This is a genomic window from Microbacterium sp. (genome assembly GCF_036277215.1).
Lineage (GTDB): Bacteria > Actinomycetota > Actinomycetes > Actinomycetales > Microbacteriaceae > Microbacterium.
In genome coordinates this window covers 1-4,630 of the sequence record NZ_DASUNI010000305.1, presented here as the reverse complement: position 1 = coordinate 4,630, position 4,630 = coordinate 1, and the positions used below count along the sequence as shown (strand labels likewise).

General features: G+C 68.0%; 5 protein-coding genes. 2 read left to right on the top strand and 3 right to left on the bottom strand.

What is annotated here, in order from left to right; all coding sequences use genetic code 11:
- The 3 genes from VFX99_RS14935 to VFX99_RS14925 form a co-directional block, all read right to left on the bottom strand.
- A partial coding sequence (locus VFX99_RS14935) for a proline--tRNA ligase (RefSeq protein WP_329667085.1) occupies window positions 1–1,461 on the bottom strand: 1,461 nt, incomplete at its 3' end.
- Between the two features lie 49 nt (window positions 1,462–1,510).
- Window positions 1,511–2,677 carry a hypothetical protein gene (locus VFX99_RS14930; protein WP_329667084.1) on the bottom strand — a complete coding sequence of 389 codons (1,167 nt, stop codon included), beginning with the start codon at window positions 2,675–2,677 and terminating at the stop codon, window positions 1,511–1,513.
- Window positions 2,668–3,204 (bottom strand): sigma-70 family RNA polymerase sigma factor, encoded by a 537-nt coding sequence (locus tag VFX99_RS14925; RefSeq protein ID WP_329667083.1) that lies wholly within the window; start codon window positions 3,202–3,204, stop codon window positions 2,668–2,670. The genes VFX99_RS14930 and VFX99_RS14925 overlap by 10 nt, the downstream gene beginning before the upstream one ends.
- Before the next feature lie 79 nt (window positions 3,205–3,283).
- Between VFX99_RS14925 and VFX99_RS14920 the strand changes: the two genes are divergently transcribed.
- Together VFX99_RS14920 and VFX99_RS14915 are read left to right on the top strand one after the other, a co-directional pair.
- Window positions 3,284–4,303: a 1-aminocyclopropane-1-carboxylate deaminase gene (locus tag VFX99_RS14920; protein WP_329667082.1), complete on the top strand. Its 1,020-nt coding sequence runs from the start codon at window positions 3,284–3,286 to the stop codon at window positions 4,301–4,303.
- Between the two features lie 68 nt (window positions 4,304–4,371).
- The coding region (locus tag VFX99_RS14915; protein ID WP_329667081.1) for a hypothetical protein at window positions 4,372–4,630 on the top strand (259 nt) is incomplete at its 3' end.

Sequence of the window (4,630 nt, the reverse complement as noted above, 5' to 3'; positions counted from 1 at the left end):
GATGTTCGCCAGAATTCTCGTCACGCCGATGCCGTACGAGCCCATCGTGACGGTCACGAGCTTGCCGTTCTCGTCGAGGACTTTGAGTCCGAGCTCCTCAGCGAAGAAGCGCCCGAGCTGGAACACGTGCCCGATCTCCATCCCGCGTGCCAGCTCGACCGGCCCCGAGCCGTCCGGGGCGGGGTCGCCGGCACGCACGTTGGCTGCTTCGACGAATCCGTCGCCGACGAAGTCGCGACCCGCAACGAGCCAGTGCACGTGCTTCTCATCCGCGTTCGCCCCGGTGATCCACGCGGTGCCGTCTGCGACCCGCGGGTCGAGCAGGTAGCGGATGCCGGTGGCGGACTCTTCGCCGAAGATCGCGCCCGTCGGCGACCACGGGCCTATGTAGCCCTTCACCAGCAACGGGTTGCGCTCGAAGTCGGCCTCGGTCGCGGCCTCGACCGCAGCGGGCGCGAACGCGACCTCGACGCGCTTGTCGTCGATGTCACGATCCCCCGGAATCCCGACGATCACGACCTCGCGTGTGCCGTCGAGGTGGGTGAGGGCGAGCACCACGTTCTTCAGGGTGTGGGCGGCCGTCCACTCGGTCGCGCCGTCCGTGGCAGGGCCGGCGACGCCGTCGGCCGGAGCATCGAGGTGTGCATTCGCGTGAGCCACGAGCGTCGCGATGGTCGGCGTGTTGGGCGAGTCGAAGATCACGGGGTCCGGCAGGCCGTCGAACGGGATCGGTTCGGGCGCGACGGTCGTGAACGCCTCGACGTTCGCCGCGTAGCCGCCGGCGGAGCGGACGAACGTGTCCTCTCCGATGGCAGTGGGGTGGAGGAACTCCTCACTGCGGGCACCGCCCATGAGACCGTTGTCGGCCGCGACGATGACGTACTCCAGTCCGAGGCGCTGGAAGATGCGCTCGTACGCGTCCCGCTGCAGCTGGTACGAGGCATCCAGCCCGGCGTCGGTGTAGTCGAACGAGTACGCGTCCTTCATCGTGAACTCACGGCCACGAAGCAGACCCGCGCGCGGCCGCGCCTCATCCCGGTACTTGTCCTGGATCTGATATATCGCCAGCGGCAGGTCCTTATAGGACGAGTAGAGGTCCTTCACGAGGAGCGTGAACAGCTCTTCGTGCGTCGGGGCGAGCAGGTAGTCGGCATCCTTCCGGTCTTTCAGGCGGAAGATGCCGTTGCCGTATGTCTCCCAACGGCCGGACTGCTCGTAGGGCTCGCGGGGCACCAGTGCTGGAAAGTGCACCTCGTAGGCTCCGGCGTTGTCCATCTCCTCGCGGATGATGGCCTCGATCTTCGCCTTGACCTTCAGGCCGAGCGGCAGCCACGCGAAGATCCCGGGTGCCTGGCGGCGGATGTAGCCGGCACGCACCAGCAGCCGGTGGCTGGTGACCTCGGCGTCGGCCGGGTCTTCGCGGAGCGTGCGGAGGAAGAAGTGCGAGAGACGTGTGACCACGAGGGTCAAGTCTAGGGCGGGGGCCGAAGGGCACCCGCCCTGCAGCCCTTCACATCACGGCCAGGACGGCGGCGGCGATCGACGAGCCGACGGCTCGGTCCTCGAACGAATTGACGCCCACGATGACCAGGTTGACTCCATCCGTGGCCACGGTGGTCGCGTAGTGCCCCTCCCAGAGGTCGTCGTCCAGCACTTCGGCAGCCGCCAGCGCCCCGGCCACCTCCACCGACGTCGCCCCCTCGGATGCGGCTATCTGCGGGAAGTAGCCTCCGGCCCCCGGGATGACGCGCAACGAGACGTCCACGTACGAGGCATCATCCGGGCTGCCTGTGAACTGGCACTGGCTCACGCCGCCGACTCGGTTCGGCAGCCCCCATACCGTCCCCGTGTCATCGAACTCCGGGGCGTTGTAGCGAATCCACCGCCACCCGGTCGCGCCGAGCAGATCCACACCATCGGCGAGCTGCTCGCAGGAGGTCGTGGGCCACCAGTCCGCGGCGGGCGATTCGGACAGGGGTGGAGGGAACTCTGCGGCACGTGACGCGGCGAGCTCCCACAGACCGCGGCTCGCCGTCTCCCCCGCCGTCGGGCTGACGCTCAGGTACAGCCACGACTCACCTGCAGCCCCGCTGATCGCACAGCCGTACTCCTCGCCCCCGCAGAGGGCGGGTGCGTCCTGGATGTCTGCCGGCACGAGCGACGCGGGGTAGGAGATGAGGTAGACGGTATGGGTCTTGTATCCTGTCGGATCGGTCCACGTGCAGACCAGGCCTCCCATGCGCCCCTCCGCACCCGACCGCCAGGCTGGCTCGTGAAGGACCATCTCGACGCCGACCGCTGCCGTGACCTCGTCGACGCTGAGGGAGTTCGCGCACTCACCACCAAAGGCTGAGACAGCCTGCGCACGCGTCGGCGGCGCGGGCGTCGGCGTCGGGGTGCCCGTCGGCGTCGGACTCGGGGTCGGTGTGACCGAGGGCGTCGGCGTCGGAGTCGAGGCGGGCGAGGAGACCGGACCCGCATCCTGCTGGGTGCCCATGAGGGTGGCTGTGGTGATCGCGCCGCCCGTGACAGCGCCGACCAGAACCAGCGCGACTGCCGCCGCGGTGAGTTGAGCCCGATGCGAACCGGCCGGCCGGATGCGCTGCGTCCCCGCGAGGACCAGATCGCGCATCTCGGCGTGCTCGCGAGGCGTGAGACCGCCGTCGTTCATGCCCATGATGCCTCCATAGCCGTCATCTCATCCCGAAGTTTCGTTTTGGCGCGCGCCAGGCGGGACTTCACCGTCCCGACCGGGATGCCGAGGGCCTCCGCCGCGACGCGGTCGGGATAGCCCTCGAGGACAGTCAGGACGAGGACGCTCTGTTCTCGTGCCGGGAGTCGCTTGAGCGCCGCAAGGACGCCGCTCTCATCGTGCGCGCGGGGCGCTGCGCCGTGATCCGCAGCAGGCGTGTGCGCGATCAGCGCGCGATACCGGCGACCCGATCGCTCCAGATTGCGCGCTGAGTTCGACACCGTGTTCAGCAGCCAGGGCAACGGCGACCCGTCCACCAGGCGCACCGACACGCGCTTGCGCCACAGCTCGAAGAAGGCGATGGTGACGGCATCCTTCGCGTCTTCGCGGGTGGTGAGCAGTCGCTGAGCATGGCGGAAGAGCCGGGCTTCATGACGGTCGAACAGCGCGCCCAGCGCGGATTCGTCGCCGTCACGCACCCGGACCCATAACGCCGCGTCATCTTCGCTCATAACCTGTAGTGTCCGGCATCCGCGAAAAGGTTCATCTGCGGGCGCCCCTAACTGACCACAGACCAGAGGATGCCGTCCTATGAAGCTCGCCGAATTCCCGCGCTATCCGCTGACGTTCGGGCCGAGCCCGCTTCAGCATCTGAAACGGCTGACCCAGCACCTCGGCGGAGCACAGGTGTGGGCGAAGCGCGAAGACGTGTCCAGCGGCTTGGCCTACGGCGGCAACAAGATCCGCAAGCTCGAGTACATCGTCCCGGATGTGCTCGCCTCGGGCGCCGACACCCTGGTCTCGATCGGCGGATACCAGTCGAACCACACGCGCCAGGTCGCGGCCGTGGCCGCGCATCTGGGCCTGAAGTCGCGCCTGGTTCAGGAGAAGTGGGTGCCCTGGGACGACCCGACCAACGATCGCGTCGGCAACATCCTGCTCTCCCGCATGATGGGCGCGGACTCGCGCCTGGACGACGCCGGGTTCGACATCGGCGTGCGCGACTCGTGGAAGGCTGCGCTGCGCGAAGTCGAGGAATCCGGCGGCAAGCCGTACGCCATCCCCGCCGGCGCGTCGGAGCATCCGCTCGGCGGGCTGGGTTTCGCGAACTGGGCCTTCGAGCTCGCCGAACAGGAGAAGGCGCTCGGCATCACCTTCGACACGATCGTCGTCTGCACCGTCACCGGCTCAACGCACGCCGGCATGATCGCCGGCTTCGCGGCTCTAGAGGACATCACGGGCGTGCGGCGGCGGGTGCTCGGAATCGACGCCTCGGCGACACTGGCGAAGACGACCGACCAGGTGGCTCGGATCGCCCGCAACACCGCTGAGCTGATCGAGCTCGGCCGCGAGCTGCGCGACGACGAGATCCAGGTGCTCGAGGGGTGGGCGGGTGATCTGTACGGCATCCCGGTCGACTCGACGATGGAGGCGATGGCCCTCGGGGCGCAGCTCGAGGCGATGATCACCGATCCCGTCTACGAGGGCAAGTCGCTCGCCGGGCTGATCGATCTCGTCAAGAGCGGCCACATCGGCGCCGACTCCCACGTGCTGTATGCGCACCTCGGCGGCCAGCCCGCGATCAACGCGTACCACGCGCTGTGGCCGTAGACGCTCCGACGAGCACGCTTTCCTCAGTCGCAAGGACTGCGGCGACGAAGCCACGGCGCACCGACCCGGTGGCGCTCAGCCTCTTCGCCGTCACGAAGTACGCGAACGATACACATCGCCGGATCTCCGGCAGAGAAATGCGACGCGTGCGCCCGCGCCCAGTCATCGACCGTCTTCTTCGTATCGTGATCGCTCTGACCGCAGGCGAGCGTGAACTCACCGCCTTGCTTCACGATGAGCAGAACCGGGCGTCGGCGCGCAGGACGTGTGCACATACGACACTCAGCTGTTCTGCCATGCCCGACCGCTATGTTCTCGCATTCACCC